This is a genomic window from Sulfurovum iocasae (assembly GCF_047716765.1).
In the GTDB taxonomy this organism is placed as follows: domain Bacteria; phylum Campylobacterota; class Campylobacteria; order Campylobacterales; family Sulfurovaceae; genus Sulfurovum.
In genome coordinates this window covers 1,787,228-1,808,378 of the sequence record NZ_CP180410.1, presented here as the reverse complement: position 1 = coordinate 1,808,378, position 21,151 = coordinate 1,787,228, and the positions used below count along the sequence as shown (strand labels likewise).

The 21,151-nt window shown below is 39.5% G+C and carries 16 protein-coding genes; 3 read left to right on the top strand and 13 right to left on the bottom strand.

Annotated elements, in window-relative coordinates; genetic code table 11:
• Positions 1-19: 19 nt before the first annotated feature.
• Positions 20-2,851: an AMP-binding protein gene (locus tag ACLHDG_RS08830; RefSeq protein WP_415405858.1), complete on the bottom strand. Its 2,832-nt coding sequence runs from the start codon at positions 2,849-2,851 to the stop codon at positions 20-22.
• Between the two features lie 531 nt (positions 2,852-3,382).
• Here ACLHDG_RS08830 and ACLHDG_RS08825 point away from each other — a divergent pair.
• Both ACLHDG_RS08825 and ACLHDG_RS08820 read left to right on the top strand, forming a co-directional pair.
• Positions 3,383-4,153, top strand: a complete 771-nt coding sequence (locus tag ACLHDG_RS08825) for a ceramidase domain-containing protein (protein ID WP_415405857.1) — start codon at positions 3,383-3,385, stop codon at positions 4,151-4,153.
• A gap of 170 nt (positions 4,154-4,323) precedes the next feature.
• Positions 4,324-5,643 (top strand): magnesium transporter, encoded by a 1,320-nt coding sequence (locus tag ACLHDG_RS08820; protein WP_415405856.1) that lies wholly within the window; start codon positions 4,324-4,326, stop codon positions 5,641-5,643.
• Between the two features lie 24 nt (positions 5,644-5,667).
• Here the strand turns inward: ACLHDG_RS08820 and nhaD are convergent, their stop codons facing one another.
• The 7 genes from nhaD to ACLHDG_RS08785 all read right to left on the bottom strand — a co-directional run bounded on the left by nhaD (position 5,668) and on the right by ACLHDG_RS08785 (position 14,009).
• On the bottom strand, positions 5,668-6,978 hold the full coding sequence (gene nhaD, locus ACLHDG_RS08815; RefSeq protein WP_415405855.1) for a sodium:proton antiporter NhaD: 1,311 nt from the start codon (positions 6,976-6,978) through the stop codon (positions 5,668-5,670).
• Positions 6,979-7,019: 41 nt separating this feature from the next.
• Positions 7,020-7,916 carry a polyphosphate kinase 2 gene (gene ppk2 / locus ACLHDG_RS08810; protein WP_415405854.1) on the bottom strand — a complete coding sequence of 299 codons (897 nt, stop codon included), beginning with the start codon at positions 7,914-7,916 and terminating at the stop codon, positions 7,020-7,022.
• On the bottom strand, positions 7,916-8,197 hold the full coding sequence (locus tag ACLHDG_RS08805; RefSeq protein WP_415405853.1) for a hypothetical protein: 282 nt from the start codon (positions 8,195-8,197) through the stop codon (positions 7,916-7,918). The genes ppk2 and ACLHDG_RS08805 overlap by 1 nt, the downstream gene beginning before the upstream one ends.
• Entirely contained in the window at positions 8,197-10,014 is a 1,818-nt protein-coding gene (locus ACLHDG_RS08800) for a Na/Pi cotransporter family protein (RefSeq protein ID WP_415405852.1), read from the bottom strand. The genes ACLHDG_RS08805 and ACLHDG_RS08800 overlap by 1 nt, the downstream gene beginning before the upstream one ends.
• Positions 10,014-11,645: an inorganic phosphate transporter gene (locus tag ACLHDG_RS08795; RefSeq protein WP_415405851.1), complete on the bottom strand. Its 1,632-nt coding sequence runs from the start codon at positions 11,643-11,645 to the stop codon at positions 10,014-10,016. Before ACLHDG_RS08795 ends, ACLHDG_RS08800 begins: the two co-directional genes overlap by 1 nt.
• 292 nt (positions 11,646-11,937) lie before the next feature.
• Complete coding sequence (locus ACLHDG_RS08790) at positions 11,938-12,180, bottom strand: hypothetical protein (protein ID WP_415405850.1); 243 nt, start codon at positions 12,178-12,180, stop codon at positions 11,938-11,940.
• Positions 12,177-14,009 carry a Na/Pi cotransporter family protein gene (locus tag ACLHDG_RS08785; RefSeq protein WP_415405849.1) on the bottom strand — a complete coding sequence of 611 codons (1,833 nt, stop codon included), beginning with the start codon at positions 14,007-14,009 and terminating at the stop codon, positions 12,177-12,179. Before ACLHDG_RS08785 ends, ACLHDG_RS08790 begins: the two co-directional genes overlap by 4 nt.
• A gap of 373 nt (positions 14,010-14,382) precedes the next feature.
• Here ACLHDG_RS08785 and ACLHDG_RS08780 point away from each other — a divergent pair, with 373 nt between their 5' ends.
• Entirely contained in the window at positions 14,383-14,775 is a 393-nt protein-coding gene (locus tag ACLHDG_RS08780) for a hypothetical protein (protein WP_415405848.1), read from the top strand.
• An 86-nt stretch (positions 14,776-14,861) separates the two neighbouring features.
• Here the strand turns inward: ACLHDG_RS08780 and ACLHDG_RS08775 are convergent, their stop codons facing one another.
• The 5 genes from ACLHDG_RS08775 to ACLHDG_RS08755 form a co-directional block, all read right to left on the bottom strand.
• Entirely contained in the window at positions 14,862-15,227 is a 366-nt protein-coding gene (locus ACLHDG_RS08775) for an HIT family protein (RefSeq protein ID WP_415405847.1), read from the bottom strand.
• The gene (locus ACLHDG_RS08770) at positions 15,227-15,661 is read right to left on the bottom strand and encodes a Sua5 YciO YrdC YwlC family protein (protein ID WP_415405846.1); all 435 of its coding nucleotides are present in this window, start codon (positions 15,659-15,661) and stop codon (positions 15,227-15,229) included. Before ACLHDG_RS08770 ends, ACLHDG_RS08775 begins: the two co-directional genes overlap by 1 nt.
• Positions 15,662-15,707: 46 nt before the next feature.
• On the bottom strand, positions 15,708-18,968 hold the full coding sequence (gene carB, locus ACLHDG_RS08765; protein ID WP_415405845.1) for a carbamoyl-phosphate synthase large subunit: 3,261 nt from the start codon (positions 18,966-18,968) through the stop codon (positions 15,708-15,710).
• Positions 18,969-19,054: 86 nt separating this feature from the next.
• Positions 19,055-20,110 carry a rod shape-determining protein MreC gene (mreC, locus tag ACLHDG_RS08760; RefSeq protein WP_415405844.1) on the bottom strand — a complete coding sequence of 352 codons (1,056 nt, stop codon included), beginning with the start codon at positions 20,108-20,110 and terminating at the stop codon, positions 19,055-19,057.
• On the bottom strand, positions 20,100-21,134 hold the full coding sequence (locus tag ACLHDG_RS08755; protein WP_415405843.1) for a rod shape-determining protein: 1,035 nt from the start codon (positions 21,132-21,134) through the stop codon (positions 20,100-20,102). Before ACLHDG_RS08755 ends, mreC begins: the two co-directional genes overlap by 11 nt.
• Between the last annotated feature and the right edge of the window lie 17 nt (positions 21,135-21,151).

Below are 21,151 nucleotides of genomic sequence, written 5' to 3'. Positions count from 1 at the left end.
AATGTTGATGACATTACTCCTATGCAAGATCAGGTTCGCCGCAATGCCGCAGGATAAATTCACGGCTTTGGTCACGTAATCCTATTGCCACATCCCATTGCTCTTTATCTGCTCTGGTTGTGATCTTCTTCGGATCGACCGGTTTGCCGATCTCTATCGTGACCGAACCGCGATGCGGGAACCAGGATTCTGCTCGCAGTATGGAGCGTGTGCCTCTGATCGCTATGGGGATGACCGGTACACCTGCTTGAGCCGCTACGCTGAAAGCACCCAGGTGAAACGGCATCAGACCGGGAATCCGGCTGAAACTACCTTCGGGGAAAAAGAGCAGCGCATGACCTGATTCAAGGACGGTACGAAGATGCTCTGTATCGTGAACACTCTTGCTGACCTCAAAACGTTCGACAAACTCTGTATGAATCTTTCTAAGTGGTATGCGGGTAAAAAAGGTTTGGGAGAGCTCAGACTTGGCAATAAAGCGAAAATGCCCCGGCAGTACTGCTACCAGGGCATAGCTGTCGAGATAACTGGCGTGGTTTGCCACCAGTATATAGGAGGATCCGTCTGTTGGGAGGTTTTCCATTCCTTTTACCTTGAGAGGTGTGGCAGTTGCATAGGTGAGCAGTCGTGTACATCGCTGTATAACGGCCCATCGCATGGAAAACTTCGGTAATAGCGTAACAGAGAGCCATACAACCGGTACGAGCAGAGCAAAGACAGACCAGCTGTAAACAGCAAAGAAGAGGGCATTGAGGTATTGTTTTGTGCGCCGAAACTGAGGTATGACACCGCCAAGCACCAGGCGAACTACCTGCCAGGGCACACTTTTGGCCTCTTTAGTGATCGTACCTTTTTCAAAGCGTTCACGGCTCGCTGAACGCCGGATCTTGCCGCTGGAAGTCTTCAGAACACTGCCAGGAGGTGCTAACACGATCTCATCAGGCGGTATACCGGTCAGATCGACCGACAGTGCATTGATCTCGTTGTGCAGCGCATGGTGTTCATCCGGGTCGTCACTTCGCGTTTCTGCCATGACAACCAGTTTTTCGGTTTGCGTTTTTTGATCCATACTTGCAAATACGGCAACGCACCCTTTCCGAATACCCGGAATGTTTCCCACCACCTTTTCCAGCTCGTCGGGGTAGATGTTGCGCCCCGCACGGATGATGATGTCCTTGATACGTCCGGTCACATAGAGTTCCCCGTTAGCGATATAGGCCAGGTCCCCTGTATCGAGCCACTCCCCGTCAAAAAGGGTTTGTGTTTTTTCGGCATCACGGTAGTAGCCGCTGGTGGAAGAGGGGCCGTGAAACTCCAGCCGCCCCTCCTGACGCTCAGGCAGCTCATGCCCTGCAGGGTCCACGACTCTGATCTGGTGCCCCGGAAGGGGAAGTCCACTGGAGACAAACCGTAAAGCATTACTGTCATTCTCTTTGGCTGTTATGGCTGCTCCGGAACGGGAAAAGGTGTCGCGTTGGATGCGGTCGATGCGTGCCCCGCGTTGCAGGGGTGTAAATGCCAGTCCGACCGTGGATTCGGCCAGGCCGTATACCGGCATTATTGCTTTTTCATGAAATCCAAACGGTGCAAAGCGCTTGCCGAACTGCTCCAGTGTCTCAGGGATAACTGCCTCGGCACCATTGAATGCTGCACGCCAGGAGCTAAGATCCAGTCCTGTCATATCAGTATCTTTTAAACGGTGCATACTGTACTCATATCCGAAGTTCGGTGATGCGGATAGCGTGCCGCGATACCGATGGATCGCCCACAGCCAGCGTTCCGGTCTGGCTAAAAAATCCAGCGGTGACATCACCACGAAAAGCGCGGCATAGTAGAGGCTTCCCAGCCATGCGCCGATAAGGCCCATGTCATGATAGAGCGGCAGCCAGCTGACAAAGACATCTTCAGAATTCGCATCGACGACCTCTCCCATGCTGCGAATATTGGTGAGCAGGTTGGCATGTGTCAGTACCACGCCTTTGGGGTTGCCGGTACTGCCTGATGTATACTGCAAAAATGCGACATCCTGGGCATGCAGGGTTGGGAATATCGCTTTGGCTGATGATGCTTTCAATTCAGAAGTCGATACGATCTGTTGAAGGTTGGGAACCAGTGACTTTAGAAGCTGTGCAACGTGTTTGGCTTCGGGTACGGTGATCAGTATACTTGCGCGGCAGTTATCCAGTATACGGGCATGCCGTCGTATATGATCTTCAAGCTGTGAGGGTCGTGCAGGGGGATAGATGGGCACCGGTATGCCACCGGCCATCAAAATGCCAAAAAAACTGAAAAAGTAATCTGGTCCACTGGGCAGCATGATCGCAACGGGCTCTGCAGGTTCAAGTTCACGCTGCTGCAAAGCGGCAGCCACTTTTTCGGCGCCTGCTTCAAGTTCGGCGTAGGTGATGACCTTCCCGTTTCCGTCATCCTGGTAGAGTTGGATATGGGGGCGATCGGGATGGTGTGCTACATGCCACCGAAGCACATCCACCAGGGTCTGCGCTTCGGCGGGTGCGACTGCAGCTTCACCCAATGCTACCGCAGAAATTTCTGAAGCCGGCAGGTGCGCATAAGGTACCTCTGTGCCAAGCAATGTACGCAAGAGGTCCCGCGGTGTCTCTGCCTCTGCGTAGGTACGTTCCGGCAGTGCAAGCTTGAATGCTGTTTCAACCCGGGCGATCAACTCGACACGTGAGAGGCTGTCGAGCCCAAGCTCTTTTTCAAAACTGCTGTCAAGGGTAATACGTTCTACGGGAAGATGATGCGGATGAATCTCTGCAATAAGATCACCTATTACCTGTAACAGTGTTTCTGCTCTTTTATTTGATTTGTACTTTGCTTCACGTTCCATACTATTAAACTACTTTCAAATAACCTGGTTTATGACAATCATAGCAGATTACAAATTAGAGATAGTACTATTGGACGTAATGAACCAAAACCATATTCGATACGATACAGTTGAGAGACCTAATAGTCTGTCTTTATCAACAGGTTTGTATGGTATCCATCATCTGTATATAATAATGGAAATATATTGTTTAAATCTAACTCTATACTATTTGGGGGAGTAGCTAGAAGACCAATGATGATAAAAGCAGAAATAAAGTCAAATATAGTGATAATCTTATCTATTGTTTGCAACAAGGATAGAGACTGTATGAAGAGACTCTTTGGTATCCCATTATTATTGACCTTTTTTGTTTCATTGCTCTTTATGGGTGGGTGTTCCCAGAAAAACAGACTCCGTCAGAAAACATAAAGCTACCAAATATACGGTGTCAAGTGTCATAGATCAACGATGAGACAATATCGGGTACTTGGAAAAATCTATTGACCGACCTATGTATTGGTATTAAAGATGGAGTTGGAGGAGTAGGGTATGTTACCAAAACAGAGCTTTCGCATAAAAGTGAGTATCCTCCTTGGCATAACACTTTTAGCAGTGCTTGGTATTGCCGCGGTACCTGCAATTGCACAGGAGCAGGGTTACCATCATTTCGCTGATCAGAAAACGGTTCTGGGTATCCCCAATTTTTGGAATGTTGTCTCAAATGTTCCCTTTCTCATTATCGGGGCAATGGGTATAAATGGAGTGATCCGAAAAAACCGGTTCACGATGCTTCCAGAAATATTGCCTGCTTATCTGGCATTTTTTATCGCTATCTTTCTGATCGGTATCGGTTCAGGGTATTATCACCTGTGGCCGTCAAATGAGACACTGGTTTTTGACAGATTGGCAATGGCAGTGGCTTTTATGGCATTTTTTACCATCATCATTTCGGAATTCATCTCAGAGAAAGTGGGGAAACAGCTTTTTCTTCCATTGCTGTTGTTTGGCCTTTTTTCAGTAGGCTACTGGCATGTTACGGAACTGAAAGGCGAAGGTGATCTTCGTCTCTATGTGCTTGTCCAGTTCCTGCCTATGCTGCTCATCCCTTTGATTTTACTTCTCTTCTCTTCACGGTTTTCTCATATCGCTCTTCTTTGGACAGCTTTATTTGCCTATCTGATTTCTAAAATAGCTGAGATGACAGATGAAATACTATACCTTTCTCTTGCTGATGTGAGCGGACACTCCCTAAAGCACCTTTTTGCTGCTTTAAGCGCGTACCTCTTTTTTCTGGCTTTACAAAAACGTGCTCCCATCTGATTGTCGGATCATGTCCCTTGTGCTGTTTTTTACCTGGCAGCCTACCTCTCGTTTCCTCTTCAAATAAAGTTTTAGGTATTAGTTGGTGTGGTAATGTGATGCGATAATGTTTTTTCATTCATACATTATGTTACCATCTTATTATATTGTTTGACTATAATAATACACTTATGCAAAATGAAAATTTAATTACCCATGATCCTATGGATCACTTGGCACAACTGATCAGCAGCAAAAAAGAGAGCAATGAAGCCTTTCTCTCAACGTTTTTATCCCTAAGCAATTATGATCGTGCTAAAGTGATCGTAGAACTGCCAGATACGTATCAAAAAGAGCTTTGTGGTATGCTAAATGACAAAAAACTGGCTAAATTCGTCAATGTCATGCGTACCGATGATGCAACTGACCTGATGATCATCCTTAAAGAGGTAGATGAAGTCAAATGGCTTAGAACGATCGAACTGATCGATACCAAATTGACGGCTTCAATCAAATTGCTGATGGACTATTCTGAAGAGGAATCAGGTTCATTGATGGAGATCGAGATATTTACTGTGACCAAAAATGAGACGATCCGTAAGTCGATGAAACGTTTAGCTATGTTGATCGATAACCATTCTCTTGAACATATCACTAATGTTTTCCTGGTTGATAAGGAGTACCATCTTATAGCACTTTTCCCTCTCGCAACTATTGCCACGGTAGATGATGCATTGACCTATGAAGAGATTTATGACAGTGCATCGCAACCGATTTCGGTGCATAGCCGTTCGTCTGTATATGAAGCTGCAAGATTGATGAAGCGTTATGATCTTCATGTTTTACCTGTTATCAATAAACATGGGCGTTTACTGGGACGGATCACACATGATGATATCCTGGATCATATTCAAGATGATGCAACCAAACAGATATATGGGCTTAGTCAGGTTCATCCTGAAGAGGAGATCGAAGAGAGTGCCACGGAAACAGGTCGAGACCGTGCCCTTTGGTTATCAATCAATCTTGTCAATGCCACTTTGGTCTCGATGGTTATTGGTTTTTTTGAACATACGCTGCAACAGGTAGTTGCCTTAGCCGTGTTGATGCCGATCGTTGCCAATATGGCAGGTACAGCTTCCATGCAGACTCTAACTGTGATCGTACGGCAAATGGCTCTGGGTAATATTAGCTGGGGAGATGCCGCTCCTGCTCTTTCTAAAGAAGTGAAGATCGCATTTTTCAATGGTATGTTCTTTGCTCTCTTGGCAACGATCATATCTTATGTCTGGTTCTCATCATGGTATATTGGCGGAGTAATGGCGGCATCGATGTTTGTTACTTTTGTCTTTGCCGGGATATTAGGTGCATATGTGCCACTTGCGCTTAAAGCTGTGAAGATAGATCCGGCGATCGCCAGTTCGGTTATTGTCATTACTTTGATTGATGTTATCGGCTTTTTCTCATTTTTATGGTTTGCCACAATGTGGATACCTGAAATAAATGGTTAAAGGGACTTCTAAAAAGCCATCCAGTTATTTTGAGAAATAAAATCCAAATATCTCAAATTGAAGATAAAATATACCAATAGAGATCATATATCCCAAAGCGACTGTCCATGCATATTTCATATGTGCTCCAACGGTATAGATACCCCGAAGTTTTCCCATGACACCTACACCTGCAGCAGAACCAAAACTTATGAGTGATCCACCTATACCTGCGGTTAACGTTACAAGCATCCATTGAGTTGTATCCATAACGGGGTTTGCTTTGAGTACTGCGAACATAAGGGGCACATTGTCAATGATGGCAGAAACGACACCGATGATAATATTGACCCAAAAAGGATCCATAACATTATAGATATTGGCAGCGATTGCAATATAACCAATATAGGATAGTCCGGACACAGCTGCTAAAAGTCCGAAGAAAAACAGTAGGGTGTCATTTTCAACCTCTGCCATTCGTCGATAAAGCCAGATACGTTCTTTGTATTTTTTTTTCAGATAGCTGGAGTAAAAGCCAAACAATGCGAGCCCCAACATCATACCCCAAAAAGCAGGCAAATGGAATACCTGGTGAATAGTGACGGAGAGGATGATGGTCAGTATACCAAGAAAGACAATACCTATGCCACCTTTTTTTATGCTTGCATTTTCCGGTATTTTACATGCACCTGTATTATCTTTATCTGTGGGAGAGCCATCAGGTAAATATTTGGAAAGTAGATATGCTGTCACTATCCAACCGATAAAACTAGCGGGAAATAAAAATAAAAATTCACTGAACATGCCTTTCCCTGCAGTCCAAACCATCAGTGTAGTAATATCTCCAAAAGGTGACCATGCTCCCCCGGCATTGGCTGCAACCACAACATTGATGGCTCCTAAAATCAAAAACTGCCTATTATGATGTTCCAGTGTCAGTAAGACTGTCGATAAGACCAGTGCTGTTGTTAAATTGTCTGCAACAGGACTTAGAAAAAATGCAATAAAACCTGTTATCCAAAAAAGTTTTTTATAGTTGTACCCTTGTTGAAGTAATCTAAATTTTAACGCTTCAAAAACACCTCTTTCTATGAGTGAATCAATAAAAGTCATTGCGACAAATAAAAAGAAATAGATAGAAGCTATCTCAACGATCAAATGATGAATATTATCTTTCACAGGGGCAATATCAAGCCCATAAAAAACGTAATGCCATGCAATAAGAACATAGATCAAAGTACCGGCAAAAAGTGCCGGCTTCGATTTATTGATCGCTATTTTTTCTTCAAAGGTTATCATCAGATAGGCGATAATAAATAGTAATACAGAGGCATATCCAACAAGTGTATTAGTCATAGGCAGCCTTTAATCTTAGTATATAAGTTAATCGTGAAAGATCAACCTATGAATTTTCCACTTCTGCTTCTTTGCGCATCCATGATCTCAATTTCTCTTGCACCAGAGATGACGATGTTAGGATCAAGTGAATAATCAAGTGTTTCATCTCTACCTTCATAGTCTATAGAATTTAAAATGACTTTAAGTGCTCCAAATCTTGCTTCATCTTTGTTGTTTGATCGGATAACGGTCCATGGTGCATTGTGAGAGTGGGTTTTTTTAAGCATATTGTACTTTGTTTCGGTAAAGTCATCCCATCTGTCCTGTGCCTGTACATCAATTTCACTGAGTTTCCATTGTCTGAGTGGGTCGGTTTTTCTTCTCTCAAATCTTCTTGCCTGCTCATCTTTTGTAACAGAGAAATAGAGTTTTATCAGGATAGTACCCTGTCTGGTCAGATCTTTTTCAAACCCTTTGACACCTTTCATGAAATCATCATACTCTTTTTGGGTACAAAATCCAAAAACAGACTCTACCATCGCTCTGTTGTACCAGCTTCTGTCAAACAGGACGATCTCTCCGCCTCTTGGAAAGTATGAGATATACTTTTGGTAGAACCATTGGCTCTTTTGCTCTTCTGTCGGTTTACCCAGTGCTACGATACGATAATGTTTCTCATTCATGTATCGTGTGATCCTTCTGATGGTTCCACCTTTTCCGGCAGCATCACGCCCCTCAAAAAGAATGATCATCTTTTGGTTTGTATCTTCAAGATGCTTTTGAAGCTTGATCAGTTCTGCCTGGTATGGCTTGAGAGCCTGTTCATTTTTTCTTTTGCTTACAGCTTTGTTCTCTGCATCATTTTTTGTTTTTGATTCAGAATAACCCTCGATAAGCTCATCAAGAGAGACCATATTGCCATCTATTTCAAATTGTTTTTGATCGTTTGTTTCCATTATTTTTCCTTTTTAGTTTTTGAGGTCTCAAGACTCTTAGCGCTAAGTCCATCCAATATCTTTTCACCTTTTTTTATCTGTAAAGTGATGATCGCCAGTTCTTCTTTTAACTCTTTCTTCTCTTTTTTATCGAGTTTCTTTTTTGCTGTTTTATCGAGTATCTCTTTTTTGGACTTTAATTTTTCTAAAAGACGTTTTATAGATTTCTTTTTCCCTGCTTTTTCAATTTCATCCAATCCCAACGACTCTTTTACACTATTAATAAACTTTTTTATACCCATTAATCATCCTTCTCTTTTAAAATTAAATCAACATCTTCATCACTGATTACCATATCTTCACCAATATTCTTTATATCACTGGAGGCATCTATAAATATAATCTCTGCCATAGCAATAAAGTTTTTACTGATATTGTAAGCATAAGTACTATCGTTCATTAATGAAGTTGCCATCTCGTTTGTAACTAAATTATTTCTTATCAAGTTGTCAAGTGTACCATTTGCCAAGATGTCATATCTTTGCATATGCACTTTAGCTTTTGATAAAAGTATAATTATTTCATCTTCTTCCGTCATCTTGGATATGAGATCAATATTTCTTAACAATTCTGCCAAACCTATTTTGATACTATTATACTGTTCTTTAATATGTTCATTTGAATTATTATCATATTTTATTAAATTCTTTTGCAAATGCTGTGTATCTTTTACAGCTTCAACTATATCTCTATTTGCAAGTTTTATTTTATATAACTCTTCAATATCTTCTGGTGCCATTTGAGATTGTGCTTTGGTCGAAAAATCTATAATCTCTCCATAAATACCTTTGATACGATGCTTATAAAAGTCATCAATATCAATAGAGCTTTTGCTGTATGAGTCTGTGACCACCTCTTCTAGTGGCATGTCGGATATAATATTTGTTCTTTTTAAGTTTAGCCCATGAGTGATGATCTCAAAAGCATTTGTATACAGATGCTTTGTTTCCCTCACTATAGCAGCCATAGCAGTTGCAGGTAATTCTAGTACTGATTCATTTAAATATTGAACAGTATCAAAACTTGTAGTCTCTTCTGCATGTTTGTCTTTTAAAGTGCTTTCAAGAAATACCACAAGTTTTCCTATAAATGGAACCATTACGGCTACACCAATAACATTAAATATAGTATGAAAAACGGCAAGTTTTAATGTATAATCATCTGAAGCTATACCTACAGCATTACTGACAAAATCAACACTATACATAATTTGGCTCATAAAGATTATCGCAATCAGCCCTGTAGTTACATTGAAAATCAGATGAGCACCTGCAAGTCTTTTACCTATAATATTTGAACTCATCGCCCCAATAATAGCAGTGATCGTTGTACCGACATTTGCTCCAATAGCAAGAGCTAAAGCATTTTCATACGATATTTGACCCACTGAAAGTGCTGTAATTATAAGTACTAGTGTAGCATGAGATGACTGCATAACAACAGTTGCAAATATACCAATACCTGTAAATATAAATAGGTATTTTAGTCCAGTCCCTCCAAATGATGCCAAGTCAATAGTACTTTTAAAAGCTTCAAACCCATCTTTCATATAATGGATTCCTAGAAATAAAAATCCAAGTCCAGCCAGTATGTATCCTATACCTTTTAAAGATCTAGCTTTTTGGAATATAAGTATCACACCAAATACAAGCATAGGCATAGCATAGGCAGATATCTTTACTTTTAGTCCAAAACCGGCAACGAGCCAAGCCCCGGTAGTCGTACCAATATTGGCTCCAAAAATGATCCCAATACCTTGAGCAAGACCAATTAAACCAGCACCCAAAAATGAGATAGTAAGCACTGAAACTAAAGAACTTGATTGCATAATAGTTGTAGCAAGCACACCAAAACCGATACTTTTATAAAGTTTGTCGGTAGATTTTTGTAAAATCTTTTCTAATGTACCACCCGAGAAAGCCTTAAAACCTTCCTCAAGAGATATCATACCAAATAAAAAGATAGCAACACCCGCTGATATCTCTTTAAAATCTGGACTTATCCAGAATCCATATCCTAGTACAATTAAGATACTAGGTAAAAATATTCTTCTTAACATTAAAGTACAATACCTCTGATCATAAAGTATATTGCTGCAGATAAAACAGCAGCTGCAGGAACAGTAATGACCCAGGCAGCAATGATCTTCTTCACAGCATCTCTTTTAACATATTGCACTTTTCGAGCAGATTTTAACTGCTTTTTAGCCTCTTTGAGAAGCTCTTCTTCTTCATCGATCATTTTATAAAGATCAACGATCCTTTCATAATCTGCTTTTTCTTTTTCCTCTTTTGCTTCGAGAGTTTTAAGTTCGGCATGCAGTGCTTTTAGCTGTTTCTTCTCATCAATAATGTGCTCTTTTTCAAGTGCTATATCATCTTTTACTTCACTTCCTTCAAGATACTCTCTTAAGAATCCAACCCCAAAGATACCACCCACAGCAATATGGGTAGAAGATACAGGGAGTCCAAGTTGTGACGCGATGATCACTGTAATAGAAGCTGCCATAGCAACAGAAAACGCTCTCATTTGATCAAGCTCTGTAATTTCAGACCCGACTGTTTTGATAAGCTTTGGTCCATAAAGTGCAAGACCAATGGCAATACCTAATGCACCAACAGCCATAACCCATAATGGTATGCCTGCTTTTGATGAAATTCCACCAGTCATTACAGCATCATTGATGGCAGCCAATGGTCCGATGGCATTTGCCACATCATTTGCACCATGTGCGAAGCTTAAGAGTGCTGCTGCAAAAATGAGAGGTACAGTAAAGAGTGTATTGAGTCCTACTCTACTGTTTTCAATGCTATGGGCCTTTTTCGCAATAGTAGTTTTCAGTATAAGATAAACCACTATAGCAATGATCAATCCAAATAACGCTGCTACGATAAAAGTAGGTTTTTTCGTATCAGGTAAAAAGATCAGAATATCAACGATATGTGGCCAAACTTTTTTAAGGCCTTTGAGTGTTAGATACGTTACAAATGCCCAAGACATAATGGCGACAAAAACAGGTACCCATTTGACGGCTGCTTCTATTTTGTCTTCTTTATATACCATTGATTTCTTAATAGCAAAAAGAAAAGAAGCTGCGATAATACCACCAAGTACAGGAGAGATGATCCATGAAGCTGCGATCTTCCCCATAGTCCCCCATGCAACAATGCCAAATCCGGCTGCCGCAATACCTGCACCCATTACACCACCAACGATGGAGTGTGTAGTTGATACAGGTGCTTTTGCCATGGTCGCGAAATTTAACCACAATGCAGCAGATAAAAGTGCAGCCATCATAGCCCAGATAAATGAATCTGTATTGCCACCAAACGCGGCGATATCAATAATTCCTTTTTTGATGGTCTTTACAACGTCACCACCTGCTATCAATGCCCCAGATGCTTCAAATATACCTGCGATAACGATAGCACCACCCATAGTAAGTGCTTTTGAACCAACGGCCGGTCCAACATTGTTGGCAACATCATTTGCACCTATATTCATAGCCATATAGGCACCAAAGAGTGCTGCGATAGCCAAGAATACATTGTTCGGTATTCCTCCTGTACTCATAAAGCTGTATGTTAGAACTGCTACCATAAAGAATAGGGCGAAGCCAAGCCTTAAAAAATCAATCCCACTACTTTTAATAGCCTCTTTTTGCATCTTTTTTACTGTCTGTATTTCCATGTTTACTTAAATCCTTTTAATTTGGTTATATAATTATTATACTCCTCTTTGACTTAGCACAATAATAAAAAGTCAAAGAAAAATGAAGATTATACTTACTTGTTTTAATTGTGTTGAAATAGGACTATAAATAGGGTAAAAATGGGGTATTTAGGCTATAAAATAAAATATATAGGGCGGGGGGGTTAAATAATGACAAAAAGAGCTGTAAGTACTATTAATATGCTAACTAAATCACTACACATTTTAGGAAGAACGAAAAGAGGCAATCTGCAAGTAAAAAATCTTTGAATTAATTAAGTTCATCCAATATCTTTTCACCCTTTTTTATCTGTAAAGAGATGATTGCCAGTTCCTCTTTTAGCTCTTTCTTCTCTTTTTTCTCCAGCTTTTTCTTTGGTACTTTATCGAGTATCTCTTTTCTAGAGTTTAATTTTTCTAAAAGACGTTTTACAGATTTCTTTTTTCCTGTTTTTTCAAACTCATTCAAGTTCAAAGATTCTTTTACACTCTCTATAAATTTTTTGATACTCATGTGTGGTCCTTATTGTTTATAAGTAAATCAACTTCTTCTTCATTGATAGCTATATCTTCGTGTAATTTTTTCAAGTCACTGTTGATATCGATGAAAAGTACTTCTGCCACAGCAATGAGATTTTTACTGATACTGTGTGCATAATCACTGTCATTCATCAAGGACGTTGCCATTTGATTGGTAATGAGACCTTTTCTGATCAATTTATCAAGTGTACCATTAGTAATTATATCATATCTTTCAGCATGTATCTTAGCTTTGGAGAGTAATAAAATGATCACATCTTCTTCATCCGTTGTTGCAATGGTATTGATATTCCTTAGCAGTTCAGCCAAGCCTTTTCTAATATCATTATATTGTTCTTTAATGTGTTCATTTCTGCTGAACGTATATTTGAGCAGGTTTTTTTGTAAATGTTTGGTGCCTTTGACCGCTTCTACTATGTCTCTGTTCGCAAGTTTGAATTTGTATAACTCTTCTATGTATTCCGGAGACATATTTGCCTGTGCTTTAGTGGAAAAATCAATAATCTCACCATAAAGACCTTTTATCCAGCGGTTATAAAAGCCATCAATATCAATAGTATGAGTGTGTAAGTCCTTGGTTACTTCATCTAGCTCCATGGATGAAAGGAGATTGTTCTTTTTTAGATTTAACCCATGCGTAATAATATCAAAAGCATTTTCATACAGATGTTTTGTTTCCATAATAATGGCTGAGAGTGCAGTTGATGGAAGTGCCAATACTGCATCATCCAGATATTTTGGCTTACCTTTATTTACCCCTTTAGGTATAAACAAGGTATTTAAAAACTTTACTAAAACACCTATAAACGGGGAAACTGCCAAAACACCTATAATGTTAAAAATAGTATGAAACAGAGCGAGCTTCATAGTATAATTTTCAATACCGATACCAACTATGACAGCTAAATAGTCTACAAGTTCAGCAAGCTGATAAATAAAGACAATGGCAATGATCCCGGTTGTTATATTGAAAATAAAATGGGCAACAGCAAGTCGCTTACCGTTTTCATTGGATTTTAAAGCCCCAAGTACTGCAGTGACTGTCGTACCGACATTGGCACCAATGGCCAAAGCAAGAGCATTTGCATAATCGATCTGTCCCGTAGCCAAGGCAGTGATGATGATCGCCATAGTGGCACTACTTGATTGTATCACCACTGTAGCAACTGCACCGACAAGTACATAGACAAAAATTCCTGTATATCCAGCTATGGCATATTGGGCAAGATTGATTCCCTCTTTTAGAGTTTCAAAACCTTCCTTCATATACCCAATACCAAGAAAAATAACGCCTAGTCCTATGAGGATGGAAGCGATGCCTTTCCAGCTGCTTTCTTTTAAAAACAGAGGTATAAGTATGCCCATAATGATCATAGGCATAGCGTAGACAGAAATTTTTATTTTCAGGCCAAATACAGAAACCAACCAAGCGGTTGTTGTTGTACCAATGTTCGATCCAAAGATCACTCCCACTGCAGAAGTTAAAGTCATCAACTCTGCGGACAAAAATGATATAACAATAATGGAGATTAAACTTGAACTCTGAACAATGGCTGTAGCAAGAAAACCAGTGGTAATGGCTTTTGGAGTGTTATTGGTAGACCTTTCCAATACGCTTTCAAGCAAACCACCACTAAACGCTTTAAACCCACCTTCCATATATTCCATACCAATGAGAAAGAGTGCAATGCCTCCTAAAATCATACTGATATCGGGGTAGAGTCCCAAGAGAAACAAAGCACCCACCAACAATAGTATGATTATCGGGGCAAAAAGACTTTTATAAATATTGGATATTAACATTTAAAGTACGATATCAGATCCATGCACTTCGATCTCCTTTTACTATACATATATAATAATTATACTCATAATATTCTTAGCAAATATTATGAAAAAGTGTTCCTGCCAATGCTATTCAAAATATGGTTTTCAAATATTTGCCTTTAGTATAGCTAACTAGCTAGTTAAAAAAATATTATAACTAAATTTTAGTGCTATGTATGCAATTCTGTTTTTAATGGTCAACATCGATTCAATTAGTCACAAAGCTTTTTACACTGTCACTACATTACCCACACATTCTGTTCTCTTGAAGCTAATTAAAAAAAGTATGTTCACTGTAATATGGATATTGATATCATAAAATCATAAATTTAAAATATAGGGATGAAAAATGAAAAAATTAAAAATTATGTTGGCAACTGGTCTTGGATCATTGTTATTTATGGGGTGTACCAGTAATCAGCCTTCGTTGTTCGATCCAAGTAATAAAGAGATGAAAACTGTTGATGGAAAACATTATATGGTCCCCGCAGGAGCAAGTGCCAGTAACTATGCAGTAGATAGTAAAGTGATAAAACGCTTTCAAGAGTTTGGTGTAAGTGATTGTAACGATGGCGATATAACATGGGAAGATTACAAAACTGCAGATGCTGTCAATGCTGTGATGAGAAATGGAAAGAAGTCTGAAGGTATAGCTATTTATCAAAAGGCTGCGAGTGAAGGCAAAATTGGATGTGCCAGTCCTCTTTCCGATGAAGAATATAAATCGTATTTAAAGAAGTAGAAATACAGGAACTTGATTGCCGGAAGGAGATCATCTACTTCAAGTAATCAATGGAACAAGGGAGGGAGGAAAGTCTCCTGGATATATTATGAAAGTAGTTTAATTACTTTATCGCAAAAGCTTTCAAAACTAGGTAAGTCCAAATCACCTTCTCTCTGTTTGGTTCCCCACATAGGCTCAGGAAAGTAAGCGTCTTCTTCAAAACGTGCCATAATGTGCCAATGTACATGAGGTATGTAGTTACCGAAACTGGCAATGTTTATCTTTTTAGGGTTGTAGTAGGCTATCATCTCTTTTTCAATAATGTCCAGGAGGTCATAGATCTCAAACTTGATCTCAGCAGGAACTTCACTCATCTCTTTGTAGGAATCTTGTGTAAAAATCTTGAGCCAAGGAATCTCACTCTCTTCAACTTCTATTTTAATATTTTTGTTTTCATAAATAATTGACATTATCGTATCCTTTTAAAAGTAATTTTTCCCAGTTTATAGATGTTTGAAGCAGAACTCTTTTGTTTTAACGGGGTAATGACAATATCTGCACTTTTTTCAGCAAACTCCTCATCGTAAGCTTCAGAACTAAGGTTGGCAGATGTCGTGTATGCCCATCCAAGACGATTTAAGAGTAAAAGGTGATGTCTGTCTTTCACAACACGGTAAGAATCTCCATTTGGCATGATAAATGTGGTTTTTTTTGCTCTTCTTATACGGTTTTTATGCATATCCGGTATGCGAGTAAATGATTTAAGTATTTGAAGAGAGGGAAGGGCTTTGATGTAATGTTTATGGGGAGGACGTTGTTTGATCTGTGTGAGTTTATCTGCATTTTGTGAGACAAAACCGATGGTGGTATCGGTTTGTGTGAGGTAAACAAGGTCTTTTAACATCAAATGCCTTTTGGATTCCCGGGTCAAGCCCGAGAATGACGAGGGATTAACTTAGGTAGTCTTGTAGTGCTTTTGGCTCTAATTCACCACCTATGGCTTTAAGCTCTTTAATGGCAAGTGCAGTAGCTCTGGCTGCAGCAATAGTTGTAAAATAAGCAACATTGTTAGAAAGTACAGACTGCCTAATTGTTCTTGCATCTGTTTTACTTCCTGCATTGTCTGAAGTGTTGATAGCAATGGCTATCTCTTCATTTCTGATCATGTCATCTATATTTGGACGACCTTCACTGATCTTTAACACTTTTGTTGAGGCAACACCTGCCGCTTCCAGTGCAGTATGTGTTCCTGCTGTAGCAACGATCTCAAACTCAAGGTCTGTAAACATTTTACCTACTTCTCCAGCATATTGTTTGTCATTTTCAGTAAGTGAGATAAAGAGTTTACCCTCAAGTGGAATGTTGTTTTTAGAAGCAAACTGACTTTTAGCAAAAGACATACCAAAGTTATCGCTTATTCCCATAACTTCACCTGTAGATTTCATTTCAGGTCCTAAAATAAGGTCGGATCCAGGTAATTTGTTGAAAGGGAATACGGCTTCTTTAACTGCCACGTGACCTTTTAGGTTTGGCTCCATGATCTTTTTATCAAAGTTTACTACGTTAAATGTATCGTAGAATTTAAGTGCTTCTTTGAGGTCACCTTGAATCATTACTCTTGTTGCAACTTTTGCAAGAGGCACACCCGTTGCTTTAGATACAAATGGAACTGTTCTAGAAGCTCTAGGGTTTACTTCTATAAGATAAATCTCACCTTTATGGATAGCATACTGGATATTCATAAGACCAACAACACCAAGTCCAAGAGCAATGGCAGCTGTTTGTTCTTTTACTTCTTCTTGAAGCTTATCAGAGATAGAAACTGGAGGCAGTGAACATGCAGAGTCACCAGAGTGAATACCAGCTTCTTCAATGTGTTGCATGACTGAACCGATATAGACATCTTTACCATCACAAATGGCATCAACATCAAGCTCAATGGCATTATCAAGGAATTTGTCTATGAGTACTGGTGCATCATGAGAAACAGATACCGCTTCATCCATGTATTGTCTTAACTCATCATCAGAGTAAACGGTTTTCATACCACGTCCACCAAGTACAAATGAAGGACGTACAAGTACAGGATACCCGATACGGCTTGCAACTGCAATCGCTTCATCTTTGGCAATGACTGTGCCATTCTCAGGTTGCTTAAGTCCAAGGTCATTAATGAAAGCAGAGAAAAGCTCTCTGTCTTCTGCAAGGTCAATGACTTTAGCCGTAGTACCAGAGATCTTTGCTCCGATAGCTGTAAGTTTTTTAGCCAATTTAAGTGGTGTTTGTCCCCCGAAGTGAACGATAACACCATCTGGTTTTTCTATATCAATTACATTTCTAACATGTTCAAAGTCAATAGGTTCAAAGTAAAGAATGTCAGAAGTATCATAATCTGTAGAAACCGTCTCTGGGTTACAGTTATACATGATAGATTTCACACCCATGTCTTCAAGTGCAAATGCAGCATGAACACAACAGTAATCAAATTCGATACCTTGACCGATACGGTTAGGTCCACCACCGATAACAAGCACTTTCTTATCTTTAGACTCAGCTACTTCTGGTTGAGGAAGTTTAGTAATGTTTGTTGTTGAGTAAAGGTATGGTGTCAATGCTTTAAACTCAGCAGCACAGGTATCTACCTCATTGTATTCAAGTTGGACAGACATTTTTTCTCTGGCATTATAGATGTCATTTTCTGTAAGGCTAAGACCCTCTTTTTCGTTGATCACTGCAGCGATTATCTCATCTGAAAAACCTTCAGATTTTACTTCACGGAGTCTAGTTGCATCTGAAAGCAGGGCGATATCCATCTCTTTTTCTCTTATTGCAAGTTCTTCTAGTTGGTAAAGGAACCATCTATCAATTTTACATAAATCAAAGATAGCATCAACACTCATACCACGTCTAAGACCTTCAAATACATAAAGCATACGATCTGCATGAGAACGACGAATTTCACGTACAAGCTCTTCACCATCACATTTAATAGGATTAAATCCAATCAAATCTGTCTCTAGTGAGCATAGAGCCTTTTGGAATGATTCTTTAAAGGTTCGTCCCATACTCATGACTTCACCAACAGACTTCATTGCTGTTGTGAGTGTAGAATTAGCCATTGGAAATTTTTCAAATGTAAATCGAGGAAGTTTTGTAACAATGTAGTCAATCACTGGTTCAAATGATGCAGGTGTGCCTGTAATATCATTAGTGATTTCATCTAATGTAAATCCTACGGCTAAGAGTGTTGCAACTTTTGCAATAGGATAACCAGTTGCTTTTGAAGCCAATGCGGATGAACGCGAAACTCTTGGATTCATCTCAATAACAATCATACGACCTGTATCTGGGTCGATAGAGAATTGTACGTTAGAACCCCCAGTATCAACACCTACTTCACGTAAGATCTTGAAAGAGGCATCTCTCATGTTTTGGTACTCTTTGTCTGTAAGTGTAAGCGCAGGAGCAATGGTGATAGAGTCCCCTGTGTGTACACCCATAGGGTCAAAGTTTTCAATAGAACAGACGATGATACAGTTATCTGCTTTATCACGAATAACTTCCATTTCGTACTCTTTCCAACCAAGTAATGACTCCATAATCTCAATTTCATTGATTGGTGATGCATCTAGTCCAGCTTCTGCAAGTTTTTTGAATTCATCTATGTTATAAGCAACACCAGAACCACCACCAGCCATGGTAAATGAAGCTCTTGAAATGACAGGAAACCCAATTTCTTTGGCAACTTTTAGTGCCTCTTCAAGGTTGTATGCATTGGCACTCTTTGGTAAGTCCATACCAATTTTTATCATGGCTTTGTTAAAGAGGTGTCTATCTTCCCCTTTTTTAATTGCTTCAGGAGTAGCACCTAAAAAGTCGATACCTTCAAGCATACCTGCTTCATTCATATCCATAGCTACGTTGAGTGCAGTTTGTCCACCCATAGTAGGTAAGATAGCATCAACATTCTCTTTTTTAATAATTTTGTTGATAACTTCAGGCGTGATTGGTTCGATATATGTACGGTCAGCAAACTCAGGGTCTGTCATGATAGTAGCAGGGTTAGAGTTGATTAGAACAACTCTATATCCTAGCTCTTTAAGTGTTTTGGCTGCTTGGGTTCCAGAATAGTCAAATTCACAAGCTTGACCGATAACGATAGGGCCTGAACCGATAAGTAAAATAGTTTTGATGTCTTCGCGTTTTGGCATGGAGAAATACCCTTAATTTTTAGTTTAATATTATACTGCAACAGGGCAAAATATGCCCTTAAAAAAGGGCAATAAACTGAGGGTATTTAGAAGAGGTCTAAACTACTTGCTTTAGGTTTTTTCTTTTTAGGTTTTTTTCTTTTAACTTTTTCCGCTTCCAGCTTTTCTACAGGTGTCTCTGGTTCGATGATCTCTTCTTGTGTCTGATCTATACGGCTTGGAATACTTGAAATAACCGGTAGTGTTTGATTATGTTCCACTACGGTGAGATTGGTTTCATTGTGTTCCTGGCTTTGGTTTTGGTCTTGGCTTTTCAGTTTGGGACAAGGTGGATTTAAACGTGTATCATTGCTGTCGAAACCTTGGGCAAGTGTTGCATTTGTATCATTGATAAGAAAAAAAGTTTTGGGATGAAAAATGTCACTGTATGTTTTGATGTGTGCCACTTTATAAGAGCTTTGCAGTTCTACTTTTGTAACGACACCTACAGGAACATCAGCAAAGAAAATATCATCTAATCCAGAAGTGACAACTTTATCTTCTACTTCTACTTTATGCCACTTTGGAATAAATTTGATGATCATTTCATTTTTACCTACACCTATAGCAATACCGGGAGCCTTCTCTTCTCCTGCAAAAACGGAGAAACGACACTTCTCATCAGAAGTAAGGTAGCCATAGAGTTGATTATTACGTACTTGTGCAGTACCTGCCACTACTGTACCCTGTATAAGTCCATAAAGTTTCTCTTCTAGCAGTCCTTTAGGTTTGGTAAGGATGATCTGTGAAAAACTGTTGAGTTTAACATAAGAGATCGTCTCTGTGATAGAGATATTGTGTATAGGAAGTCTACTGAGCTTAGGAAGTACATCATAGATATTTTTGACTTGTTTGATATAGTGCGTCTGTTCGAGAAGGCGTTTACGTAAGATACGGTTTTCTCTACTTAGTTTTTCAATAGACTCTTTTTGAAAGATATAACTATGGCTTTTGTCTTCTAAGTTCTGAGTAATATTTTTATAGTTTTGTTTAATAGGGTTGATGATACCTAGAAGCGTATCAGTGATACGCTCATCATTTCTTGTCAATAGTACTGTTAAAACCAATAACAGTATAACAATAATAACTAGTCTAGTCTTCATATGCCATTTGCTGGAGCATATCCAGTTCATCTAGTGCAATACCTGTACCTTTTGCTACTGCAAGTAGGGGGTCTTCTGCTATATAGACGGGTAGTTTTACAATATCGGAAAGATATTTATCCAAGCCTCTTATAAGTGCTCCACCACCTGTAAGAACGATACCATTTTCCACGATATCTCCTGCAAGTTCCGGAGGGGTTTGTTCTAGAACATCTTTAAGTGCTTCTGCGATCTCTTCAAGTGAATCTTTCATAGCCCCTCTAATATGTTCAGAAGTGATCTCGACAGAAGTAAGGCTTCCCTCAACTTGATCTCTACCTCGTACAGTGGTTGAAAGTTCTTCATCAAGTTGTATTGCGGTACCAATTTGTATTTTGAGTTCTTCTGCGATACGTTCACCGATAAGAAGGTTGAAATTCTTTTTCACATAATCTACGATAGCTTGATCCATGCTGTCTCCGGCAACACGAATAGATTTACTAAGGACAAGTCCACCGAGTGAAATGACACCTATCTCAGTCGTACCTCCACCGATATCTACAACCAGGTTACCATTAGGCTCTTTTACCGGGATACCTGCACCTATGGCAGCTGCCATAGGCTCTTCTATCAGATAGACATACCTTGCACCTGCATTCTCAGCAGAGTCTTTTACTGCACGTCTCTCTACCTGTGTCAAGCCATAAGGCACACAGATAATAATACGAGGGCTAAAAAACCCTTTTCTTTTGTGTGCTTTTTCAATGAAATAACGGATCATCATTTCAGTCACTTCAAAGTCTGCAATAACACCATCTTTCATCGGACGGATCGCTCTGATGTTACCAGGTGTTTTACCTACCATATCTTTCGCTTCTTGTCCTACAGCTAAGATACGCTGTTGACCATGTTTGTCATATTGGATAGCAACAACAGAAGGTTCATTGATGCTGATACCTTGGCCTTTTACAAGTACAAGTGTGTTTGCCGTTCCCAAGTCGATAGCTAAATCGTTAGAAAACATGCCTAATAATTTTTTAAACATCTATTTATCCTTTTTTC

Bases quoted from the DNA above. Each gene is read 5' to 3' on its own strand.
- ACLHDG_RS08830 (WP_415405858.1), bottom strand. From the start codon at position 2,851: ATGGAACGTGAAGCAAAGTACAAATCAAATAAAAGAGCAGAAACACTG.
- ACLHDG_RS08825 (WP_415405857.1), top strand. From the start codon at position 3,383: ATGTTACCAAAACAGAGCTTTCGCATAAAAGTGAGTATCCTCCTTGGC.
- ACLHDG_RS08820 (WP_415405856.1), top strand. From the start codon at position 4,324: ATGCAAAATGAAAATTTAATTACCCATGATCCTATGGATCACTTGGCA.
- nhaD (WP_415405855.1), bottom strand. From the start codon at position 6,978: ATGACTAATACACTTGTTGGATATGCCTCTGTATTACTATTTATTATC.
- ppk2 (WP_415405854.1), bottom strand. From the start codon at position 7,916: ATGGAAACAAACGATCAAAAACAATTTGAAATAGATGGCAATATGGTC.
- ACLHDG_RS08805 (WP_415405853.1), bottom strand. From the start codon at position 8,197: ATGGGTATAAAAAAGTTTATTAATAGTGTAAAAGAGTCGTTGGGATTG.
- ACLHDG_RS08800 (WP_415405852.1), bottom strand. From the start codon at position 10,014: ATGTTAAGAAGAATATTTTTACCTAGTATCTTAATTGTACTAGGATAT.
- ACLHDG_RS08795 (WP_415405851.1), bottom strand. From the start codon at position 11,645: ATGGAAATACAGACAGTAAAAAAGATGCAAAAAGAGGCTATTAAAAGT.
- ACLHDG_RS08790 (WP_415405850.1), bottom strand. From the start codon at position 12,180: ATGAGTATCAAAAAATTTATAGAGAGTGTAAAAGAATCTTTGAACTTG.
- ACLHDG_RS08785 (WP_415405849.1), bottom strand. From the start codon at position 14,009: ATGTTAATATCCAATATTTATAAAAGTCTTTTTGCCCCGATAATCATA.
- ACLHDG_RS08780 (WP_415405848.1), top strand. From the start codon at position 14,383: ATGAAAAAATTAAAAATTATGTTGGCAACTGGTCTTGGATCATTGTTA.
- ACLHDG_RS08775 (WP_415405847.1), bottom strand. From the start codon at position 15,227: ATGTCAATTATTTATGAAAACAAAAATATTAAAATAGAAGTTGAAGAG.
- ACLHDG_RS08770 (WP_415405846.1), bottom strand. From the start codon at position 15,661: ATGTTAAAAGACCTTGTTTACCTCACACAAACCGATACCACCATCGGT.
- carB (WP_415405845.1), bottom strand. From the start codon at position 18,968: ATGCCAAAACGCGAAGACATCAAAACTATTTTACTTATCGGTTCAGGC.
- mreC (WP_415405844.1), bottom strand. From the start codon at position 20,110: ATGAAGACTAGACTAGTTATTATTGTTATACTGTTATTGGTTTTAACA.
- ACLHDG_RS08755 (WP_415405843.1), bottom strand. From the start codon at position 21,134: ATGTTTAAAAAATTATTAGGCATGTTTTCTAACGATTTAGCTATCGAC.